The organism is Aquabacterium sp. (genome assembly GCF_029946005.1).
GTDB lineage: Bacteria > Pseudomonadota > Gammaproteobacteria > Burkholderiales > Burkholderiaceae_C > Aquabacterium.
On sequence record NZ_JAQSDR010000006.1, the window covers coordinates 273,315 to 295,593 of the forward strand.

The following is a 22,279-nucleotide window of genomic DNA, read 5'->3' on the forward strand; positions in this document are numbered from 1 at the left end:
TGAAGGGGAGACTTCCATGCTCAAGTGGCTGCGACTTGCATTGATGCTGGTGTTGTCCGTGCTGGTCACGGCCTGTGTCGATGGGTGGCTCAAACAAAAACCCGCCACCGCCAGCAGCGTCGCCGTGAACGACCCTCAGGAGTTCACCCTGGCCGACTGCAAACCGCGCATGCTTGATGGCTCCCCTGCGGTGGCCGTGATGTTCACGCAACCACTGGCGCGTTCGCAAGATTTTTCTCGGTCCATCAAGGCATTTGAGCGCGCCGAGGGTGAGTCGGAGGATGAGGCGCGCCCATTGAAGGGGCGCTGGGTGCTGGGCGACAACCCGCGCGTTCTGTACCTGCCTTACGCCCTGCCCGCCAAGCTTTACCGCATCGAGTTGACGGCCGACGTGGCGTCGCAATCGGGACGAAAGTTGCCGGCGGCCGTTCAGTGCAAGGTGACCAGCGAAGCCATGCCCGAGTCCTACTACTTTGCCAGCCGAGGTGTGGTGCTGCCCGCCGGGCAAAACGGCGGCCTGCCGGTGGTCAGCGTGAACACACCGGAAGTGGATGTGCAATTCCTGCGCATCGAGCAAAAGTCCTTGCCCGCGTTTCTGGAGCAGGTGGGCGGACGTCGGGTGCGCGAACATGAGGAAGGCAGCGACGATGAGGGCGAAAGCGAGGGCGGCGCAGACGACGACTACCGGCAATCAAGCCATTTGAAAGGCACGGTGGCGGGCTACTACCTGGACCAGTTGCGCGAGTCGGCCACCAGCGTGTACATGAGCCGCTTCACGACGGACCCCCGCAAGAACCGGCGAAATGTCAACTTCCTGCCGGTTGAAAAGATCAAGGAGCTTCAAGAGCCAGGCGTGTATGTGGCCGTCATGAATGCACCGGGCCGCTTCGGCTGGGACTATCAGGTGACGTACTTCTACGTCACCGACATTGGCTTGCATGTGCGCCGACATTCGGGTCAGACCGATGCATTCGCCACCTCGCTCAAGAGTGGCGAGGCACTGAGTGGCATCGACGTTTCGGTGATTGATGACAGCGGCAAGGCCATGGCACAAGCCAAGACAGACCGCGATGGCCATGCCGTTTTCCAGGGCAGCCTGGGCAAGGCCCGGGCCGTGCTGGCTCGGCGCGGCAAGGAGTTGTCGGTGCAGGCACTGCACGATCCAGCGTTGGACTTGTCGGAGTTCGACGTGGCGGGCCACCCCTCGCGCAATGTGTCGCTGTTCGTGTATTCGGGACGCGACATCTACCGCCCGGGCGAACAGTTCAACGTGTCCATTTTGGCGCGCGATGCGGATGGCAAGCCCCTGCCCACCACAGCCGCGGGCGCGCCTGCGCCATTGACCCTGACCCTGAAACAACCCAATGGCGAGAAGGTGCAGACCTTGATCGTTCGGCCTCAAGACAAAGGCACGGCCTACTACCAGCAGGCTTTGACGCTGGGCGCCAATGCGCCCACCGGCAAGTGGCTGGTTGAGGTCAAGACCGACCCGGGGGCCAAGCGTGCGGATGCGCAGTGGTCCTTCCAGGTCGAGGAGTTCTTGCCAGAGCGCATGAAGCTGAACCTGAAGGCCCCCGAAGAGGCGTTGGAAGGCGACGGTTCGCTGTCAGTGCGGGTTGAAGGCGATTACCTGTATGGCGCACCAGCAGCGGGCAATCGCTTGTTGGGCAGCGCCGTCACCGAGCGTCTGCGCAACCCCCTGCCCCAGGCTTGGCCCGGTTTCATTTTTGGTGATGTGAACGACGACAAGGTGAAGAAGCGTCAGGACCTGGGCGAGGTTGCCCTGGATGAGCAAGGGCATGCGGAAGTCTCGGTGCCCATGGAGATGGATGGTCGGCAATCGCCCATGAACGTGCGTGCCAGTTTCAGCTTGCTGGAAACCGGGGGCCGCCCGGTGGTACGGTCGTTGGAGCGCACCTGGTGGCCTGCGCCCACGCTGGTGGGCCTGCGCCCTCTGTTCGACCGCGATGTTGCGCAGGAAGGTGGGCTGGCCGAGTTTGAACTCATCCGCACGGATGCTTCTGGCAAGTTCGTCCCTGCCAAAGCCATTGCGATCAAGCTCATCCGGGAAGACCGCCAGTGGTATTGGCGTTACGACGACAACCGGGGCTGGAACAGCGGCTACAACGTCGAAGAAGAGCTGCTCGAAGCCCGCACGGTGACGCTGAAATCACGCCAGAAAATATCGTTGCCCGTGCAATACGGCAGCTATCGCCTGGAGCTTCATGACGCCGAGACCGGCCAGACCGCCCGCTACAAGTTCTACGCCGGCTGGGGGGCGCAGGATGCTGACGACATCGGCAATCGGCCAGACCGCGTCCAGCTGAAGCTGGAGGGCGCGCCCTACAAGCCTGGCGATGCGGCCCGCCTGACGATCACGCCACCCCACGACGGCCAGGCCCTGGTCACGGTGGAAGGCGACCGCGTGCTCTACCAACGCCGGGTCGAGGTCAGCACGCGGGGCACGACCATCGAGATCCCGGTGGACCCGAGCTGGAATCGCCATGACCTGTACATCGGCGTGGTGACCTTCCGTCCGGGCAGCGAAGGTGACCGCGTCACCCCCGCACGGGCATTGGGTTTGGTGCACCTGCCTTTGTCGAGGCAAGCCCGAACCCTGAAACTGTCGATGACCGCACCGGCCAAGACACAACCCGAGGTGAAGGTGCCTGTGAAGGTTCGCCTGACGGATGCTGCGGGCAATCCTTTCAAGGCTGGGCCAGCCATGGTCACCTTGTCTGCCGTGGATGTGGGCATTTTGAACATCACCCGTTTCGCCACCCCTGATCCGGCTGATTTTTTCTTTGGCAAACACCGCTATGACGCCGATGTGCTTGACCTTTACGGCAAGCTGATCGAGAAGATGGAGGGCACGATGGCCAAGCAGCGCTTTGGCGGTGATGCCAGCAAGCGCGACACGCAAAGCATGCCCCGCAAGGTCAAGCTGGTCGACCTGTTCAGTGGCCCAGTGATGCTCGATGCGCAGGGCGAGGCCACCATTGCCTTGCCCCTGCCAGACTTCAACGGCACTCTGCGCCTGATGGCCGTGGCCAGCACCGCCGACAGTTATGCCAACGCCGAGGTAGAGATGGTGGTCGCTGCGCCCATCGTGGCCGAATTGTCCATGCCACGCTTCATTGCCCCTGGCGACACCGCCACGCTGGCCTTGGACGTGACCAACCTCAGCGGCGCCCCCCAGGAGGTCTCGGTGAAGGCCGAAGCTGGGCAGCCCGTGCGCCTGATCGGCACGCTACCCACGGTGAAGTTGGCCGACAAGCAGCGGACGGTGATGCGCCTCACGGCCGAGGCCAGCGACGCCTTGGGCCTGGCACCCATCAAGCTGACCATCACGGCGGGCAAGCTCAGCCTGGTGCGTGAAGCGGCCCTGCAAGTGCAGCCCGCCACGCCCCAGGTCCGCGAGGTCCAGCGGGTGCGGCTCGACCCACAAGGCAGCCACCGCCTGACACCCACGCTGCTGGATGCCCTGTGGGCGGGGTCTGCCACGGTGGATGTCAGCATCTCCAACCGGCCGCCCATCAATGTGCGCGAGGTGGTGCAGGGCTTGTTGATGTATCCCTATGGCTGCCTGGAGCAAACCACCAGCAGCGCCTACCCGCTGGTCTTCATTGACGAAGAAGGCGCCAAGGCCGTGGGTTTGAGCCCCTTGTCTCGTGAAGAGCGGGCCAAGCGGCTGGACACCGCGTTCTCTCGTTTGGCCGGCATGCAGCAGCCCACCGGGGGGTTTGGCCTGTGGTCTACCAGCAGCCCCTATGAGGCCTGGTTGAGCGCCTATGCCACGGGCTTTTTGCAGGATGCCGCAGATGCAGGATTCGCAGTGCCGGACACGCTGCGCCAGCGTGCACTGGCCTCATTGCTGGAGCAGTTCCAACGGGCGCCTGGCTTGCAGACCAAGCCACCTGCCGTGCTGTCGCGCGATGCCAATGGCCTGCTGCGCGACTACCGTGAAATCGAGGCACTTCGCATGGCGCACCAGCGTTTGGCCGAGGCTGCGCACGAGGGCTACATCCTGGCGCGTGATCAGAAGGCGCCGCTGGCCACTTTGCGCACCCTGCACGACGACTACCGCGGCAATGCGCGCTCACCCCTCCCCCTGGTCCACCTGGGCCTGGCCCTCAAACTGATGGGCGATGAAGCCCGCGCCAAGGTGGCTTTCGACGAAGCCATGAGGCTCGGCTACGGCATTCAGCAGACCAGAGAGGGCTGGTACGACTGGCTGGGCGACTACGGCTCCGAGGTGCGCGACACCGCCCTGGCCTATGCCATGCTGGTCCGCCACAAGGTCAATCACCCGCAGCGCGAAAATCTGCTGGTGCGATTGGTCGGTCGCTTCGGCCAACGGCAGTACTACTCCACGCAAGAGCGCCTGGCTTTGTTCCTGGCGGCCCGCGCGGCTGGCGGCGATGCAACCCAGGCTTGGCAAGGCAGCATCAAGGTCGGCAACCGCACCGAGGCCATCAATGCCAAGGGCACCGAGCGGCGCAGCTTCGACGTCACCGCGCTCAAACGGGGCATCAGCCTGACCAGCACCGGCACCCAACCGCTGTTCGTCGAGGTCATCTCGCAGGGCTACCCGGTCAAGCCATTGGCCGCCCGCGACGACAGCATCGTCCTGGACCGCAGTTGGTGGAGCACCGACGGCAAAAGCATCACCACCCGCCAGTTCAAGACGGGCGAGATGTTCATTGTTCGCCTGCGCGTGCAAGCCAAGCAGCACATCAAGGATGGGCTGGTGGTCGACCGCATCCCCGCTGGTTTCGAAATCGAGAACCTGAACATCAGCCAAGGCACGCAAGCCAAGGACTACGCGGTTGAAGGCGTTAACCTGGCGGCCGCGATGGACAGCAAACGCATCCAGCACGTCGAGTTCAGGGACGACCGTTTCGTCGTTGCGGCAGACCTGGACAACAACCGTCAGGACTTCTTCTACCTGGTGCGCGCGGTCACGCCGGGCAAGTTCGTGGTGCCCGCGACCTTTGCCGAGGACATGTACCGACCCGAATTGCGGGGCGTGGGCAAGGCGGAACCTGACATCACCGTGCAGGATCCTCGGCAATCGCCATGAGCGCACGGCGGCGCCTGGGCATCCAGCGGGCAGCCTGGGCGGCACTCGCGCTGATCCTGTCTTTGGGGCTGCTTGACCGCTTGTTCCCCTTGCCCCTCAGTGGCGCCTCGGGAGGTTCGCTGGTGGTGGTGGCCAACGATGGCACGCCCTTGCGCGTCTGGCCCAGCCGGGATGGCGCGCTGCGCCAACAGGTCACCTTGAAAGAGGTGTCCCCTTTGTACCTGCAAGCCTTGCTGCGCTACGAAGACCACTGGTTCTACTGGCACCCTGGCGTCAATCCCTGGGCCATGGCCCGGGCGGCCTGGCAATGGGGGCGGCATGGGCGAATTGTTTCGGGCGGCTCCACCTTGACGATGCAAGTGGCCCGCATCATCGACCCAGCCCTGGCGCAGAGCGGACAGCGCAGCTTGCGCGCCAAGTTGCGCCAGATCGCCCGTGCCCTCCAGCTGGAAGTGCATTTGAGCAAATCAGAGATCCTGGCCCTGTATGTCAACCACGCGCCCATGGGCGGGCAGGTGGAAGGGGTGGAGATGGCCAGCCGGGCCTACCTGGGCAAAGGCTGCGCTCAGCTCAGCCCCGCGGAAGCGGCACTGTTGGTGGCCTTGCCGCAAACACCCTCCAGGCTGCGCCCCGACCGCGCGCCCGGCCTGGCCCAATCCGCACGCGACAAGGTCTTGCGGCGCATGGAGAGCAGCCAGGCGTGGTCCAGCGCGACCGTGAATGACGCCCGGCTTGAACGGGTCTTCGCGCCTCCGCTGCGTGCGCGTTGGCTGGCACCCCTGGCCGCAGAGCGGCTGCGCAGCGAGCACAGGCATGCGCGAAACGCCCGGCCCGCCGTCATCCGCAGCAACCTGGACCCGGGCATTCAAATGAGCCTGGAACGTGTCCTGCTGGACCGACTGACCAGCCTGCCCGACAAGGTGTCCATCGCGGCGCTGGTGGTCGAGAACGACAGCCTGGCGGTTCGCGGCTACGCGGGATCGGCTGACTTCACCGACAACCTGCGCTCGGCCCATGTGGACATGGTGCGCGGCGTGCGTTCCCCCGGATCTACGCTGAAGCCCTTTCTGTACGCGATGGCGCTCGACGATGGTTTGGTGCATTCCGAGAGCCTGCTGATCGATGCCCCGCAAAACTTTGGCGGCTATGCCCCGGGTAATTTCCAAGCGTCTTTCAGCGGTGCCGTGAGCGTGAGCGATGCCTTGCAACGCTCACTCAACGTGCCCGCCGTGGACCTGCTCGAACGCATTGGCCCCGCTCGTTTCGCCGCGCATTTGCGGCAAGCGGGGGTCAAGCTTCGGATGCCTTCCGGCGCGGACCCCAACCTCAGCATCATCCTGGGCGGCGCGGGCACCACGCTGGAAGAACTGGTGGGCGCCTACACCGCCTTGGCGCGCGGCGGCGTGGCTGGCCAGCCCCGGCTCACGCCCGACTCGCCCCTGGTGGAAACACGTTTGATGAGCCCTGGCGCGGCCTTCATTGTTCGGGAGATTCTGGAGAACGGCGGGCGGCCCGATGCACCGTTCAGAGAATCAAGCGACCGCATCGCCTGGAAAACCGGCACCAGCTTCGGTTTCAGAGACGCCTGGGCCGTGGGCGTCACCGATCGCTACACCGTGGGGGTGTGGGTAGGGCGCCCAGATGGCACGCCCAATCCGGGCCATTTTGGTGCCAACACCTCGGCCCCACTGGTGAAAGACCTGCTGAAGGCCCTGGGCCCGACGGCCACCAAGCCGCGCACGGTGCCAGCCCAAGTGCACACCGCCGACATCTGCTGGCCGCTGGGCCTTTCAAGCAGCGCCACGCCCGCCGATCAGTGCCGTGTTCGCCGCACGGCCTGGACGCTGGAGGGCGCCACGCCCCCCACCTTGCCCGACCGGGTGCAAGGCTCAGGCCTGCTTGACGTGGGCTGGGTCGATCCGGTGCACGGGCGACGCTGGCGCCCTGGCTGCGCACCCGCCCACGTCAAGCTCGAACGCACCGAGTTCGCCCGCTGGCCCACCTTGCTGCAGCCCTGGATCGGCAAGGACATGCGCAGCCCGGTCGAGAACCTGCCGTGGTCGCCAGCGTGCGGGTCGACGGGATGGCGTCACACCTTGCATGTGGCTGGCATCGAGCCGGGCAGCGTGCTGCGCCCCACCCCGGGACAAAAAAAGCTGACGTTTCGCGTGCAGGCCATTGGCACCCGCGAGCCCGTGACCTGGTTGCTCGATGGCCTGATCGTCGGGGCTACCAGTGCCGACAGCACCGCACTGCAAGTGACGCTGGATCGCGCGGGTGAGCACGCGCTGACCGCGCTGGACACGCAAGGCCGCTTCGAGCGTGTGCCGTTCAGCGTGCGCTAAACGGTGCCGAAAATGCGGTCTCCGGCATCGCCCAGGCCGGGCACGATGTAGCCGTGGTCGTTGAGGTGGCTGTCCAGCGAGGCGGTGATGATGGGCACGTCTGGGTGGTGCTTGAGCATGTTGGCCACGCCTTCCGGTGCGGTCAGCAGGCACAGCAGCTTGATGCTGGGGCAACCACATTCCTTGATGCGGTCAATCGCGGCCACGGCGGAGTTGCCGGTGGCCAGCATGGGATCGACCACGATGACTTGCCGCTCGGCGATGTCGGTGGGCACCTTGAAGTAGTACTCCACCGGTTCCAGGGTGCCAGGGTCGCGGTACAGGCCAATGTGGCCGACACGGGCCAGCGGTAGCAGGGAGAGCAGGCCATCGACCATGCCGTTGCCCGCGCGCAGGATGGACACCAAACACAGCTTCTTGCCGCTGATCACAGGTGAGTCAAAGGTGGTGATGGGGGTGGTGGTGGACAGCAGCTCGGTGGGCAGGTCGCGCGTGGCTTCGTACGCCAACATCTGGCTGACTTCACGCAGCAGGCTGCGAAAGCTCTCGGTGTTGGTGTCCTTGTTGCGCAGCCAGGTCAGTTTGTGCTGCACCAGGGGGTGATCGATGACAAGGAGGTTAGGGAAGTCGTGGGCCATGTCTAGTCCTTAAAAAACGGTGCCGTCGCTTTCGATGTGCACTGGCGGCACACCGCCGGGGCGCTTGGCCTGGGCAATTTTGCGCCCTGCCGCCCAGGTGCCGCCTTCCAGCACACGCGCCAAGGGGAATTGCTCCAGGCTCAGGCCCAATTCGCCGCGCACTGCTTCGGCCAGGTGGTCGAGCACAGCCACGGTCAGGGCGCGCCACTCCACGATGGGTTCGGCATCGACGGTCCAGCGCTGGGTGTGGAAGGACCGGTCGCGGGCCTGCAGAACACCCAGGTCCAGCAACAGGCCGCCGTTGCGGTATTCGGGCAGGCCGGTCAATTCGTCCAGGTCGGTGATGGTCAGGCCGGCGTCTTCCAGAGGCTCCAGCAGGGAGTAGGTCAACCATTGGCTGAGTTTGTGGAAGGGCACCCAGCCGTCAGGGGCCTGAGGGTGGCGCCAGCAATCGCCCAGGTTGACACCGTTCAATTGATGGCGACCAGACCAGATGTCACCCAGGGTGTTGAGCAGCACGGCCAGCACGGCCGAGGCCTTGATTTTGCCGGTGGGTGCATGGCGGAACAGCGTATCGACCAAATGGCCCGGACGCAGCAGGCCCGGCGCATCAGGGCGGCCGTAGACATCGGGGTGCTGCTCCAGCGCCAGCGAGAGGCGGCGCAGCAGGTCGGCTCGCCCTTCCAATCCGACCAGGGGGTTGTCGGTGCGCACCTGCAAGGCGCGCCCCACCGCCTGCGCGTCTACCTGGGCCAAGGCCTGGGCATCGGAGCGGGTCGGGTGCAGCGGGCTGCTGGACAAGGCGCCTTTGGCCCACCACCGCAAACTGGCCACGCCCAGGCCTTCGGATCGGGTCAAGGTTTGGCCCGTTTCCACGTCGGCATAGCCCCAGGCGGCCCCGGCACCGGCATCCAGCAAGACACTGATGACGACCAGGTCGACCCTGGCCCGAGCGCGCTCCAGGCGCGCCGAGTGGTCGTCCAGCCCATGCTGATGGGCCACCATGGCCCAGCGGTCCAGGCCACCCGCTTCGAAGTGTCGCCATCGGCTGTGGTAGGGCACCTGCAGATCCGGGTAACGCTCTCGGATCACCCCGGCCACGTAAGCGGCGGCCACTTCCACCCGCTCAGGATGCCAGGTGAAATGGGCGGATTGCCCGGCCTGGGCCAGCGCCATCAAGGCGGAGGCACTGCGCCGAACCGCCTGGGCGGTCAACAATGAGTCGGGCGTGAGCAAGGGCGGGAGGCCCCCCTGTTCTGCCACTCGCCCAGGTGCTTTCATGTTCATGACGGTCATTCCATCAACCCCCGCCCCTTGGGCAGGGCCAGTTCGCTCGCATCCGGGGTGTAGTGCGAGAAGTAGCCAGCGGCTTTCTTGGCGTCCATCTCCACCTGCGCGTCGGCGGGGATCAACTCTTCGGGGATGGGCACGCGCTCGACCACCTCAATGCCTTGCTCGACCAGGGCGCCGTGCTTCATGTCGCTCATCGAGGCCCAGCGGTCGATGCGCTTGATGCCCAGCCAATGGAACACATCGGGCATCAGTTGCTGGAAGCGCATGTCTTGCACGCCGGCCACGCACTCGGTGCGCGCGAAGTAAGTCTCGGCACGGTCGCCGCCCACCTGGCGTTTGCGGGCGTTGTAGACCAGGAACTTGGTGACCTCGCCCAGGGCGCGGCCTTCCTTGCGGTTGTAGATGACCAGGCCGACGCCGCCCTGCTGCGCCATCTCGATGCAGACCTCGATGCCATGGGCCAGGTAGGGGCGGCAGGTGCAGATGTCGGAGCCAAACACGTCGGAGCCGTTGCATTCGTCGTGGACCCGGCAAGCCACCTTGGTCGACGCCTGCCCCAGTTTGGAAACATCGCCAAAGAAATACAGCGTCATGCCGCCAATCGGCGGCAGGAAGACTTTGAGGTCGGGCCGCGTGACCAGCTCGGGGAACATGCCCGCGGTTTGCTCAAACAAGTTGCGGCGCAAAGCGCTTTCCTTGATGCCGAAGCGCTCGGCCAGGCCGGGCAGGTGCCAAACCGGGTCGATGGCCGCTTTGGTCACTTTCACGTCGCCGTTGGCTGCCAGGATGTCGCCATCGGGTTTGAGCCGCCCTGCTGCGATGGCGGCCACCAGCTCGGGCATGTTGATGTGGGCCTTGGTGATGGCGATGGTGGGCCGCACATCCATGCCCGCAGCGATCTGCTCGGCAAAGGCCACCGAGACCAGGTGACCCCAAGGATCCAACGACACGATCTTTTGCGGGTCGGCCCACTGTGGGTGCGGGCCAATGGTTTCGACCGGCGCCGTGTTGGTGAAATCGGGCTTGTGGTCGCGCTGCAAAGCGCCGGAGGCGACGGCCAGGGCCCGGTAAACCGAATAGGCGCCCGAGTGGGTGCCGATGACATTGCGCTGCGCCGGGCTGCCCACGCTGGCCACCAATGGCCCCCGCTCGGCCGCCGTGGGCGCCCCCCAGTGAATGGCGGGGGGACTGCCGGGCCCGCCACCGTGGCGGGCCGGGTGAGACGTGAGCACGATGTGGGCGGACATGAACGTGGTCTCCAGCGGTGGTGGCGCCGTCGATGTGCGGTGCCTGGTTCAAACCATAGCGAGTTACGTGCCAGCATGCTGTGACCGATTGCCGACACAAGCCCGAAATTGAACTTCCGCCCACGATCAATCACGGCGAATGAGGTTGTTCAAGGGGCCCTATGATGCGGATCTGTTCAGTCCATCACCTTTCGTGACCGCATGACTCCTCTGCCACCAATCACCCAGGCGCTGTTGCTCATCAACGTCGCGCTGTTCTGCATTGACGAAGCCTTGGGACATGTTTTGTCCTACTGGCTGGCCCTGTGGCCGCTGGAGTCGTCCCAGTTCTACCCCTGGCAGGTGGTGAGCTACGGCTTCATGCACGGCTCGTTCACCCACCTGTTCTTCAACATGATGGGCATCTGGATGTTCGGAGCCGAACTGGAGCGGGTCTGGGGGCCCAAGCGCTACATACAGTTCATGCTGGCCAGCATCTTCACGGCGGCCTTGACGCAATTGCTGATGACAGAACTGAACGGCTCGATGGCGCCCACGGTGGGCATCTCGGGGGGCTTGTTCGGCCTGCTGCTGGCCTTCGGGATGATGTTCCCCAACCGCATCATCGTGCCCCTGATCCCGCCCATTCCGATGAAGGCCAAGTACTTCGTCGCCCTGTTCGGTGGCCTGGAGTTGCTGTTTGGCGTAACAGGCACGCAGGCCGGTGTGGCGCACTTTGCGCACCTGGGCGGCATGCTGGGTGGCTGGCTGATGATCCGCTACTGGCGAGGCCAACCGCCCTTCCCGCCCAAGCGCCGAGGTGGCACGCCACCCGGCCGAAAAACTCACTGAACTGATCGCTTTGATGACGACAGCGCGATGCCCGCCACGATGAGCAGCAAAGCGCAGGGGTGGTACCAGCGAGGGTGTTGCCCCAGCAAAACGTAAGCCCACACGGCGGCGAAGATCGGGGTGAGGTTGATGAAGAAAGCCGCCAGGGTGGGGCCCACGGCTTGCACCCCCAGGCCCCAACACCGGTAAGCCACGATCGATGGCCCCAAGGCCACGAAAACCAGGCCCACGGCCAGCCTCATCAAGGGCGGCCAGGCATTGATGGCCTCAATGGCCGACGCCACCGGAACGGGTGCCGAGGCCGTGGGCACCGCCCATTCCAGCGCACTGCACAGCACGGCCCACCCCAGACCAAACAACACTTGCAGCCACAGGAACTCGGCCCAGCTCCAGGCTGGTCGTTGGTCGCCAGTCATGGACTGCGGGGGCCTGGCCAGCAACCAGCTGTAGAAAGCCCAGGCCAGGCTGGCCAGCAACATCAACAAGTCGCCCGGCACCAACTGCACCTGCAGCAAGGTGTGCCACTGGCCTTGCGCAATGACCAGCACCACCCCCATTGTGGACAGGGCTGCACCGCCCCACTGCCGACCACTGATGGGCTGGCCAAAGCACGCCGCTCCCACCAGCATCATCCACACCGGGATGCTGGCGCCGATCAGCGTGACATTCAAGGGCGAAGAGGTTTGCAGCGCCAGATACTGCAGGGCGTTGTAGGTGCCCACGCCCAAGGCCCCGATCAAGGCGAGGTAGCGCCACCGGGCACGCACTTGATCGGGTCGGCGCCAGACCTTCAAGGCCATGGGCGCCATCAGCGCCGCCACCAGGGCCCATCGCACGGCGTTCATCTGCACGGGGGGCATCAGCCCGACCAGCAAGCGGCCCACCACGGCATTGCCTGCCCACATGATCGGCGGCAGGGTCAGGAACAACAGCGTGCGGGCGTCGAATTTCAAGGCGGGCCACCAAGGGGTAGCCCGCCATTAGATCAGAGCATCAGGCTTGACGACGACGGCGCATGACCATCGGGACCAGCGCCAGGCCCGCCAGCGTCAAGGCCCAGGCCGAGGGCTCCGGCACGGCGGACAAGGCCGTCAATCCGATGATGGAACTCACCGGTGCGCCCGCCACACCGAACTCGCCGATCCAGGTGGCCAGGTTGCCACCCGGCGTCAACGAGATCGAATACAAACCGGTTTCGCCCGTGTCGCCATTGGTCAGCGCGGCAAAGGCCTTGCCCGACATGGTGATGTCAAAGCCAGCCACCGCGCTGGTGTTCACGCCCAAAGAGCCAATCAGTGTCTGGACACCGCTGGTGGGCAGGCCCTGCTGGTACAGGCTGTCCGACGCTGCATCAATGCCATAGAGCGCGGTGCCGGTGGCCGGGTTGGTGTCATTGTTGGCATAGGCCGAGGCCACGATCTGCAAGGTGCCACCACGGATGGTGTTGTCGGTGATCACCTTGCCAGCGTTCGGACCGCTCACCGCGATGCGCAGGTTCTCGGAGGCATTGCTGACCACGCGCAGCGAAGGCGCACCGCTGAGGTCGGCCACCGGGTTGAAGTCAAACCCGAAGGCCGTGCCACGCAGGCCGGTGAAGGTGTCACTGGTGTCGGAGGCATCGGCGGAGAGCGAGGCCACCAGGCTGGCCACGCCCGTGCTGGCATTCACGGTGTACAGGGTGCTGTTGGTGCCCAGCGCATAGACGACGCCGGTCGTGGGCCGCAGGTCAATGGCCCGCAAACGGTCATTGCCAATGAGGCCCGAGATGGTGGTGAGGCTGCCCATTGATGGCGCAGCCGTGTCGAAGTTGAAGAGCTTCTGGTCCGAGGTCAGGGCCAGCATGGATTCGGCCAACGCCGCCTGCCCAACAAAGGCGGACGACAGGAACACGGCGGCCGACGCCGTCAGCTTTGATTTCAATTTCATGGTGATTCACTCCTAGCTGTGTTGCAAAGGTCGGCCGATGTCATGGAATATCGGACCGACCAGAGAACTGGCCACGAGGACGCCAAACAGATGCAAAAGCGTGACTTTTTTTGCACCTACCCCATGTTCAGGGGGGTCGTCTGTGAAAAAGGCGGTCCAGCGCCACGTACACCACGGGCGTCGAATACAGCGTGAGCACCTGGCTGACCAGCAATCCGCCCACCACGGCGAAGCCCAACGGCTGACGCAGCTCGGCGCCAGTGCCCAGGCCCAGCATGAGTGGAATGGCCGCCAGCAAAGCCGCGATCGTGGTCATCAGGATGGGCCTGAATCGCGCCAGGCAGGCTTCGTGGATGGCTTCGCGCGGCGACAGCCCCCGTTCGCGCTGGGCCTGCAGGGCAAAGTCGATCAGCAGGATGCCGTTCTTCTTGACGATGCCGATGAGCAGCACCAGGCCGATCAGCGCCATCACGGAGAAGTCCATGCCGCTGACCCACAACAAGGCCACGGCCCCGAGCCCCGCCGAAGGCAAGGTCGACAGGATGGTGAGCGGGTGCACGAAGCTTTCGTAAAGCACACCCAGGATGATGTAGACGGCCAGCACGGCCGCCAGGATGAGGTAAGGCTGGGAGGCCAGCGAATCCTGAAAGGCCTGGGCCGCACCCTGAAAGCGCCCGGCCACGCTGGCGGGCACATTGAGTTCAGTGCGCGTCTGCGCCATCAGTTGAACCGCCTCGCCCAGAGACACGCCTGGCGCCAGGTTGAAGGACAAGTTCACCGCGGGCGACATGCCATTGTGGGCGATGGTGAGCGGGCCGTTGTCCAGAGGCTCGGCGCGGGCCACTTCGGCCAGAGGCACCATCTGGCCGGTCTTGGCCGAGCGCAGGTAGAGCCAGTCCAGGCTGTCAGCCCTGCCGCGCAAAGCAGGGTCGATCTCCAGCACCACCTGGTACTGCGTCACCTCGGTTTGCACCTCGCTGATCTGGCGCTGGCCATAGGCGTTGTAGAGCAGCTGGTTGATGTCGTCCACGTTCAGGCCGTGGCGGGCAGCGGCGGCGCGGTCGATGGTGAGGCGGGCCACGCCAGCCCCCAGTTGCAGGTCGTTCGATACATCGCGGAACTGCGGCAGGCGGCCCAGGCGCTCGGTGAGTCGGTCGGCCCAGGTGGCCAGCTCGTCGCTGTCATTGCTTTGCAAGGCGTATTGGTACTGGGTGCGGGCGGGGCCCGTGCCCAGGTTGATGTCCTGGGCCGAGCGCAGGTAGAGCATCACGCCGGGCACCTGGTTGAACTGGGGGCGCAAGCGGCCGATCAGCCCTTCGGCCGACACGTCGCGGTCGCCGCGGTCTTTCAGCACGATCCAGAAGCGCCCGCTCGACACGTTGGAGCTGCCGCCGGTGGCGCCCACCGAGTGCGCGAAGCCCTGCACGGCCGGGTCCTTGGCCACGATGGCGGCCAGGGCCTGGTGCTTGGCCACCATTTCATCAAACGACAGATCCTGCGCGCCCTGGGTGGTGCCCAGCACAAAGGCCGTGTCCTGCAGCGGGAAGAAGCCCTTCGGCACGGCCACATAGGCCGCCACGGCCACGGCCAGCGTGCCAAAGAACGCCGTGAGCATGGTGCGAGGGTGGTCCAGCGCCCAGCCCACGCTGCGACCATAGCCCGCGATGAAGCGGCTCAGCCAATCATCTTCATTGTGGGCCGGGGCGCTCTTCATGAAACGCGAGGCCATCATGGGCGCCAGCGTGAGCGAAGCCAGCACCGACACGAGGATGGCCAACGTGACGGTGACCGCGAACTCACTGAACAGGCGCCCCACCACGCCCCCCATGAACAGCAGCGGGATGAAGGCCGCGATCAACGAGATGCTGATGGACACCACCGTGAAGCCGATCTCGGCCGAGCCCTTGAGCGCGGCCTCTCGCATGGGCACGCCCATTTCCAGGTGACGGTGGATGTTCTCGACCACCACGATGGCGTCATCGACCACGAAGCCCACCGCGATGATCAGCGCCACCAAAGTCAGGTTGTTCAGGCTGAAGCCCAGCGCGTGCATGCCGGCGATGGTGGCCACCAGGGCCACGCCCAACACCGCCGTCACGATGAGGGTGGCGGACAACTGCCGCAGGAACAAACCCATCACGACCACCACCAGCACCACCGTCAGGCCCAGGGTGATCTCGACCTCGTGCAAGGACGAACGGATGGTGCGGGTGCGGTCGTTCAGCACGCTGACCTCGACGCTGGCGGGCAGGCGCTCTTGCAAACGCGGCAAGGCCGCCAGCACGCGATCGACCGTGTCCACGATGTTGGCATCCGGTTGGCGGCGAACAATGATGTTCAGGCCCTCGCGGCCGTTTTGCCAGGCTTTCACATAGTCGTTCTCGGCGCCCTCACTCACCTTGGCCACGTCAGCGATGCGCACGGGCACGCCGTCCCGGTCGGCCACCACCACGTCGGCATAGTCGTTCGGCTTGAAGAGTTGGTCGTTGGTGGCCAAGGTGGCGTTGCGCTCGGCGCCCACCAGCGAGCCCTTGGGCTGGTTGACGCTGGCCTTCTGCACGGCGGCGCGGATGTCGGCCAGCGTGAGCCCCTGGGCGGCTAGCTGCGCGGGCGAAGCCTGGATGCGGATGGCGGGCTTTTGCTGGCCCACAATGCCCACGTCGGACACGCCCTGGATCTGGCTCATCTGGCGCGTGAGCACCGTTTCGGTCAGGTCACTGAGCTCGGTCATCGACAGCACGTCCGAGTTCACGCCCAGCACCAGGATCGGGCTGTCAGCCGGGTTCACCTTGCGCCAGGTGGGCTGCGAAGGCATGTCGGACGGCAGCCGACCAGCCACCGCGTTGAGCGCCGACTGCACCTCTTGCGCGGCGGCGGTGATGTCCTTGTCGAGCGTGAACTGCAGCGTGATGCTGGTGGCGCCCAGCGAGCTGGTGGACGTCATCTCGGTGATGCCGGCAATGCCGCTGAGTTCGACCTCCAGGGGGGTGGCCACGGCCGCGGCCATGGTGTCTGGGCTGGCACCCGGCAAGCGCGCCGAGATCTGGATGGTGGGGAACTCGGCCTGCGGCAGCGGCGCCACCGGCAGCTTGGGGAAAGCAAAGAGGCCCAACAGCACCAGGGCCAGGGTCAGCAGTGTGGTGGCCACTGGGTGGTCGATGAACCACGCCGAGGGGTTGAATCGGGATCGGTCATCCTGGGGCGGGAGGGCAGCTGACATGCGTCAACTCTTCGCGTCGGCGAGCACGCGCACCGTCTGCGCCGGTTTGAGGCGAGACTGCCCATCCACCACCAAGCGGTCACCCGGCTGGATGGCACCGGCGGCCAGCACCGCGCGCTCGTCGTTCTGCCAGCGCACCGCCACGGGCACCATGTCGGCCTTGTCGCCCGTCACGCGCCACACGAAGCTGCCTTTGAGACCGCGCTGCACGGCATTGGCGGGCACCACCAGGGCTTGCGGCATCTGGCCGGTCACCAGGGTCACGGCCACGAACTGGCCTGGCCAGAGGTTCTCAGCCACGTTGGGCACCTGGGCTTTCAAACGCAGGGAACCGTTGCCAGGATCGACCACGTTGTCGGCCGTCAACAGGCGACCCTGTGTCAAGGCAGTGCCGCGTTCACGGTCGGACACGCGAACGGTGGCGCCCCCGTTGACCTTCAAAGCTTCACGAACATCGGCCAGGCGGGTTTGCGGAGCCGAAAACACGATGCCCATGGGCTGGGTCTGGACCACGGTGACCAGCCCCGCCACATCGCTGGGCCTCACGAAATTGCCAGCATCGACCACCCGCAAGCCCACCCGGCCAGTCACCGGGGACGTGATGGTGGTGAACGACAACTGCACCCGGGCCGCGCTCAAAGCCGCGTCCTGGGCGCGGATCTGCGACTGCAGCTGCACCACGGCGGCCGCCTGCTGATCTCGTTGCTGCACTGGCACGGCAGACTGCGCCGCCAGGCCTTCATAGCGTCTCAAGTCAGCGCTGGCGAGCTGCAGCTGAGATTGAAGGCGTGTCAACTCCGCTTCGGCCTGAGCCAGTTGGGCTTTCAGCGCACGGTCATCCAGCCTGGCCAGCACGTCGCCCCGGGCCACGCGTTGGCCTTCGGTGAAACGCACCTCGGTGAGGACGCCCTCGATCTGGGGTCGCACCAGCACTTGGTGCAAGGACTGCACGCGGCCGATCATCCGCAACTCCATCGGCACATCTTGCTGAGCTGCCTGCGCGACCCTCACGGGCACACCTGGCGCCGACTTCGGCGCGGGCGCTGCCTGCAGACGCGGCGACCCAGGCATTGTCAAAGCGACCAAGCCTGCGCCAACAAGCAGACAGACCGCCCACCAGAATCTGGACATAGACATGCGCTTTCCGTGTGAACAACCAGCGCATGTTAAAGGAGCGCCTCGGGCACCTTGTTAAGGGCAGGTAAAGCCCTTTGTCAGGATTTTCGAACCCGGCGCAACTCATCGAGGATCAGCAAAGCTGCCCCGATGGTGATGCTGCAGTCGGCCACGTTGAACGCTGGAAAGTGCCCCCCCGGGAACAGCGGCGACATCCAGGACCAGTGGAAATCCAGGAAATCAACCACGTAACCGTAGACGAGGCGATCCACCACGTTGCCCACCGCACCGGCCAGGATCAGGGACAGGGCCCAGGCAAACATCTTTTGCTGCCCGTGCTGGCGCAGCATGTAGATGATGAACCCAGCGGCCAACGCCCCCAAGCCTACAAAGAACCAGCGCTGCCAGCCTCCCGCGTTGGCCAGGAAAGAGAACGCCGCACCGGAGTTGTGCGCACGCACCAGGTTGAAAAAGCCGGTGACGTGGCGGCTGTCGCCATGCTGGAAAAAACCCACGATCAAGGTCTTGGTGACCTGGTCCAGCAAGAAGATGATGAGGGCGATGCCCAGCCAAGGCCAAAGGCCGCCAGTGGCGCCGCTTGATTTGCGCGTGGCCATCGTCAAGCCACCTGGCGGGTTTCACCCTCGCCGTACAAGTTACTGACACAGCGGCCGCAAATGGTGGCGTACTGGGGATCGCTGCCCACGTCATCGCGGTAATGCCAGCAACGCTCGCACTTGGCCTGGGGGGAGGGCGTGACCGACACGGACAGGGCATCACCCTCGGCCAGGCTGGCCTTGGACGTGATCAGCACGAACTTCAGATCCTCGCCCAACGAGGCCAGCAAGACATGGTCGGCGGCACCAACTGTGACCGTGACATCGGCCTGCAAGGAAGCACCGACCAGACCTTGCGTGCGCACGGCTTCGATGTCCTTGTTGACCAATTCTCGGATCTCTTTGACGCGCGCCCACTTGCTCAGCAGCGCCGCGTCGGTGTCGCCAAACGCCCAATAGGTTTCGGTGAAGATGGTCTCGCCTTGCTTGAGCACTTGCCAGGCTTCCTCGGCCGTGAAGCTGAGGAAAGGCGCCATCCAGCGCAGCATGGCTTGCGTGATCTGGTAGAGAGCCGTTTGCGCGCTGCGGCGGGCCAGCGACTTGGGCGCCGTCGTGTAGAGGCGGTCTTTCAGCACATCGAGGTAGAAAGCGCCCAGGTCTTCGGAGCAGTAGACCTGCAGCTTGCCGACCACGGGGTGGAACTCGTAGCGCTCGTAGTGGGACAGGATGTCGGCCTGCAGCTCGGCGGCGCGCGCCAAGGCGTAGCGGTCGATTTCCAGCAACTCGCTGGCGGGCACGGCATCTTGCTTAAAGTCGAAATCGCTGGTGTTGGCCAGCAAAAAGCGCAGGGTGTTGCGGATGCGGCGGTAGCCATCGACCACGCGGGCCAAGATCTTGTCGTCGCCCGCGATGTCGCCGGAGTAATCGCTGGACGCGACCCACAGGCGGATGATCTCGGCGCCCAGCTTCTTGGACGTTTCTTGCGGATCGACACCGTTGCCGGTGGACTTGCTCATCTTTCTGCCCTGGCTGTCCACCGTGAAGCCATGGGTGAGCAGGCCCTTGTAGGGCGCGCGGCCGTACATGGCGCTGGCCACCAGCAGCGAGCTGTGGAACCAGCCGCGGTGCTGGTCGTGCCCTTCCAGGTAGAGATCGGCCTCGGGGCCTTGGGCGTGGCCGGCGTTCGGGTGGCTGCCCGACTCGGGGTTGAGCACGTGGAAGAAGGACGAGCCGGAGTCGAACCACACATCGAGGATGTCGGTGGATTTGCTGTAGTGCTCGGCCGAATGTTCGCCCGAGGCGCCCAACCAGTCGGCCGGGTCGAGCTTGGCCCAGGCTTCAACGCCGCCCTGCTGGACCAGGTCCACCGCGCGGTCCACAAAGGCCATGGTGTCGGGATGCAATTCACCCGTCACCTTGTGCAGGAAGAAGGGCAGCGGCACGCCCCAGTTGCGCTGGCGGCTGATGCACCAGTCGGGCCGGTTGGCGATCATGTCGCGCAGGCGCACGCGGCCGTTCTCGGGGTAGAAAGCGGTCTGGTCGATGGCGTCGAGTGCGATCTGGCGCAGGGTTTTGTCGGCCTTGTTCGTGGTGAACACGCCCTCGCCTTCATCCATGCGCACGAACCATTGCGCGGCGGCGCGGAAGATCACCGGCTTTTTGTGGCGCCAGCAGTGCGGGTAGCTGTGGGTGATGTCGCTGGAGGCCAGCAGGCGGTGGTGCTCGCGCAGCGTCTCGCTGATGACGGGCGCGGCCTTCCAGATGTGCTGGCCGCCGAACAGGGGCAACTCGGCTTCGTAGACGCCGTGGCCTTGCACGGGGTTGAGGATGTCGTCGAAGCTCAGGCCGTGGGCCAGGCAGGATTGGAAGTCGTCCACGCCATAGGCGGGCGCGGCGTGCACGATGCCGGTGCCGTCCTCGGCGCTAACGTAGTCGGCCAGGTAGATGGGGGCTTCGCGGTCGTAACCCTTGTCCACGGCGGCCAGCGGGTGCTTGAACTTGAGGCCTTCGAGCTTGGCGCCCGTGGTGGTGGCCAGCACCTTCACTTGATCGGGCTCGAAGCCGAAGCGGGCCGTGGCCTTCTCGACCAGCGATTCGGCCAGGATCAGCAGGCCACGCGGCGTGTCGACCAGGGCGTAGCTCAGCTCAGGGTGCACGTTCAAGGCCTGGTTGGCGGGGATGGTCCAGGCGGTGGTCGTCCAGATCACGGCGAAGGCGTCCTTGCCGCTCAGCGAAGGCAGGCCGAAAGCGGCGGCCAATTCGGCAGGCTGGCTGCTCAAAAACTGCACGTCCAGCGTCTGCGACTTCTTGTCGGCGTATTCGATCTCGAACTCGGCCAACGACGAGCCGCAATCAAAACACCAGTACACAGGCTTGAGGCCCCGGTACACAAAGCCACGCTCGATGATCTTCTTGAGCGCGCGGATTTCGCCCGCCTCGTTGCCAAAGTCCATCGTGCGATAGGGATGGTCCCAATCGGCCAGCACGCCCAGGCGCTTGAAGTCGGCGCGCTGCAGGTCGACCTGCTCGCCCGCGTAGGCACGGGCCTTGGCCTGCGCATCGTCGCGGCTCAAGTTGCGGCCAAAGGTCTTCTCGATCTGGTTCTCGATGGGCAGGCCGTGGCAATCCCAGCCGGGCACGAGCATGGCGTCCATGCCCTTGAGCTGGCGCGCCTTCACGATCATGTCCTTCAGGATCTTGTTGACGGCGTGGCCCATGTGGATCTGGCCGTTGGCGTAGGGCGGGCCGTCGTGCAGCACGAATTTGGGCGCGCCACAGCGGGCGTCGCGCAGCTTCTTGTAGATGCCCTGGTCTTCCCACTGTTTCGTCCAGCCCGGCTCGCGCTTGGGCAGGTCGCCGCGCATCGGGAAGGGGGTGTCGGGCATGTTCAGCGTGGCGCGGTAGGCGCTGCCGGCTTGGCTTTTATCGTCTTGGCTCATGGGGGATTTCTGGCTGCGCGGGCGCTCTTTTCAAGGAAAGGCGAGCCCCGCGGACGGTTGTTCGGCTGGCGACAGGAAGGACGTGCAGCAACCGTCAAATTCGGTCGCGGGTGGTCTGGCGACCTTGCGACTCGAAGAACACGCGAGCGTCTGAAATGTCCTGGTGGATGGCCGCCTGCAAGGCCTCCAGCCCGTCATAGCGGGCTTCGTCTCGGAGTTTGTGCAGCAGTTCCACCCGGACGATTTTACCGTAGCCGCCCTCGGTGCCCAGATTGGCGGGCCAATCGAAGCAATGGACCTCGAGCAGGACGCGCCCGGCGTCTTCCACCGTGGGGCGCACGCCCAGGCTGGCGACGCCGTCCAGCGGGTGCGGGGCCAGGCCATGGGTGCGGACTGCGAAGATGCCCCGGGTGGCCGGTTTCTGGTGGCCGAAGCGCACATTCATGGTCCGGCAGCCCAGATCGCGGCCCAGTTTCTGGCCATGGATGACGTGGCCGCTGATGCTGTAGGGACGGCCCAGCAGGCCAGCCACCTGGTTCATGTCGCCGACGGCCAGGGCATCGCGCACGACCGAACTGGACACGCGTGTGCCGTGGACTTCGTAGCTGAGCATGCGGGCGACGTCGAAGCCGCGCTGGCCGCCAGCGGCGTCCAGGAAGTCGTAGTCACCGGCGCGCTTGGCGCCAAAGCGGAAGTCGTCGCCCACCAGCACGTATTGGGCGTGCAGGCCGTTGACCAGCACCTGGTCGATGAATTCGTCGGGCGTGAGGCTGGCCAGGCGACGGTCAAAAGGCAGCACCACGACCTGGTCGATACCGCAGCGTTCAAGCTCGGACAACTTGTCGCGCAGGGTGGCGATGCGGGCGGGGGCCAGCTCGGGCTTGCCTGCCAGCGCGGCGAAGAAGTCGCGGGGATGAGGTTCGAAAGTCATCACCGCGCTGGGCAGGCCGCGGTGCTGGGCTTCATTGCGCAGCAGGGCCAGCATGGCCTGGTGGCCCCGGTGCACACCATCGAAGTTGCCGATGGTCAGGGCGCAGGCTGGGGACAGGGCCGCATGGTGAAATCCGCGAAAGACTTGCATAAG

At 65.2% G+C, this 22,279-nt stretch carries 13 protein-coding genes; 3 read left to right on the plus strand and 10 right to left on the minus strand.

What is annotated here, in order from left to right:
• Positions 1–16: 16 nt before the first annotated feature.
• Both PSV38_RS04330 and pbpC read left to right on the plus strand, forming a co-directional pair.
• Positions 17–5,083, plus strand: a complete 5,067-nt coding sequence (locus tag PSV38_RS04330) for an alpha-2-macroglobulin (protein ID WP_300545255.1) — start codon at positions 17–19, stop codon at positions 5,081–5,083.
• Complete coding sequence (gene pbpC, locus PSV38_RS04335; RefSeq protein WP_300545258.1) at positions 5,080–7,428, plus strand: penicillin-binding protein 1C; 2,349 nt, start codon at positions 5,080–5,082, stop codon at positions 7,426–7,428. The genes PSV38_RS04330 and pbpC overlap by 4 nt, the downstream gene beginning before the upstream one ends.
• Here the strand turns inward: pbpC and upp are convergent.
• Genes upp through PSV38_RS04350 form a run of 3 tightly spaced genes read right to left on the minus strand, consistent with a single transcriptional unit; the run spans position 7,425 to position 10,606 of the window.
• Entirely contained in the window at positions 7,425–8,066 is a 642-nt protein-coding gene (gene upp / locus PSV38_RS04340; protein WP_300545261.1) for a uracil phosphoribosyltransferase, read from the minus strand. The genes pbpC and upp overlap by 4 nt on opposite strands.
• 9 nt (positions 8,067–8,075) lie before the next feature.
• Positions 8,076–9,353 carry a DUF1688 family protein gene (locus PSV38_RS04345; RefSeq protein WP_300545264.1) on the minus strand — a complete coding sequence of 426 codons (1,278 nt, stop codon included), beginning with the start codon at positions 9,351–9,353 and terminating at the stop codon, positions 8,076–8,078.
• Between the two features lie 5 nt (positions 9,354–9,358).
• Positions 9,359–10,606, minus strand: coding sequence for a GTP cyclohydrolase II (locus tag PSV38_RS04350; protein WP_300545267.1), 1,248 nt, complete (start codon positions 10,604–10,606; stop codon positions 9,359–9,361).
• Between the two features lie 201 nt (positions 10,607–10,807).
• Here PSV38_RS04350 and PSV38_RS04355 point away from each other — a divergent pair, with 201 nt between their 5' ends.
• Positions 10,808–11,437, plus strand: coding sequence for a rhomboid family intramembrane serine protease (locus PSV38_RS04355; RefSeq protein ID WP_300545269.1), 630 nt, complete (start codon positions 10,808–10,810; stop codon positions 11,435–11,437).
• Here PSV38_RS04355 and PSV38_RS04360 read toward each other — a convergent pair.
• From PSV38_RS04360 to PSV38_RS04390, 7 genes are all read right to left on the minus strand, one after another.
• Positions 11,431–12,390, minus strand: coding sequence for a DMT family transporter (locus PSV38_RS04360; protein ID WP_300545271.1), 960 nt, complete (start codon positions 12,388–12,390; stop codon positions 11,431–11,433). The genes PSV38_RS04355 and PSV38_RS04360 overlap by 7 nt on opposite strands.
• Before the next feature lie 40 nt (positions 12,391–12,430).
• Positions 12,431–13,363: a DUF4394 domain-containing protein gene (locus PSV38_RS04365; RefSeq protein WP_300545273.1), complete on the minus strand. Its 933-nt coding sequence runs from the start codon at positions 13,361–13,363 to the stop codon at positions 12,431–12,433.
• A gap of 127 nt (positions 13,364–13,490) precedes the next feature.
• The gene (locus tag PSV38_RS04370; protein ID WP_300545276.1) at positions 13,491–16,583 is read right to left on the minus strand and encodes a multidrug efflux RND transporter permease subunit; all 3,093 of its coding nucleotides are present in this window, start codon (positions 16,581–16,583) and stop codon (positions 13,491–13,493) included.
• Positions 16,584–16,586: 3 nt separating this feature from the next.
• Positions 16,587–17,594 (minus strand): efflux RND transporter periplasmic adaptor subunit, encoded by a 1,008-nt coding sequence (locus tag PSV38_RS04375; protein WP_300545278.1) that lies wholly within the window; start codon positions 17,592–17,594, stop codon positions 16,587–16,589.
• Positions 17,595–17,797: 203 nt separating this feature from the next.
• Positions 17,798–18,316: a signal peptidase II gene (lspA, locus tag PSV38_RS04380; protein ID WP_300545280.1), complete on the minus strand. Its 519-nt coding sequence runs from the start codon at positions 18,314–18,316 to the stop codon at positions 17,798–17,800.
• 2 nt (positions 18,317–18,318) lie between these two features.
• Entirely contained in the window at positions 18,319–21,195 is a 2,877-nt protein-coding gene (ileS, locus tag PSV38_RS04385; RefSeq protein ID WP_300545282.1) for an isoleucine--tRNA ligase, read from the minus strand.
• 94 nt (positions 21,196–21,289) lie between these two features.
• Entirely contained in the window at positions 21,290–22,276 is a 987-nt protein-coding gene (locus PSV38_RS04390) for a bifunctional riboflavin kinase/FAD synthetase (protein WP_300545284.1), read from the minus strand.
• Between the last annotated feature and the right edge of the window lie 3 nt (positions 22,277–22,279).